The organism is Synechococcus sp. R6-10 (assembly GCF_047461815.1).
In the GTDB taxonomy this organism is placed as follows: domain Bacteria; phylum Cyanobacteriota; class Cyanobacteriia; order Thermostichales; family Thermostichaceae; genus Thermostichus.
Genome location: NZ_JANSHW010000675.1, coordinates 1 through 504, shown reverse-complemented (window position 1 = coordinate 504; position 504 = coordinate 1). Strand labels below are relative to the sequence as shown.

Sequence of the window (504 nt, the reverse complement as noted above, 5' to 3'; positions counted from 1 at the left end):
ACAATGGGGAGAGCCATTTCACCAAGCTGTTGAGGACATCGCTATGGCCTACAAACTCTGGATCGACGGCCAATGGGTCGATAGCCAAGGGGGGGGGTTGATGACCATCGAGAACCCGGCCACCGGCGAGAAACTGGCAGAGGTGGTGGATGCTAGCCCTGCCGATGTGGATCGGGCGGTGCAAGCTGCCCAGACCGCTTTCTACGATGGCCGTTGGTCGAAACTTACCCCCGGCGAGCGATCCCTGGCCCTCTGGAAATTGGCGGATCTAATCGAAGCTCGCGCCGCCGAATTGGCTCGCTTGGAATCGGAAAACACCGGCAAGCCCTACGAGTTCCTCAGCTTGGGGGGAGATCTGCCGTTTGCGGTGGATAATCTGCGTTTCTTCGCCGCTGCCGCCCGCGACATCCATGGCTTTAGCGCCGGGGAATATGCCAAGGGCTACACCTCCCTCTTTCGCAAAGAGCCGGTGGGGGTGTGCGCTCAAATTACCCCCTGGAACTA

The 504-nt window shown here is 59.7% G+C and carries 1 protein-coding gene; it reads left to right on the top strand.

Translation table 11 applies throughout. The annotated features are described in order from the left end of the window. Positions 1 to 43: 43 nt before the first annotated feature. Positions 44 to 504, top strand: a 461-nt coding sequence (locus NW837_RS15235; protein ID WP_414332482.1) for an aldehyde dehydrogenase family protein, incomplete at its 3' end; no start/stop codon positions are given.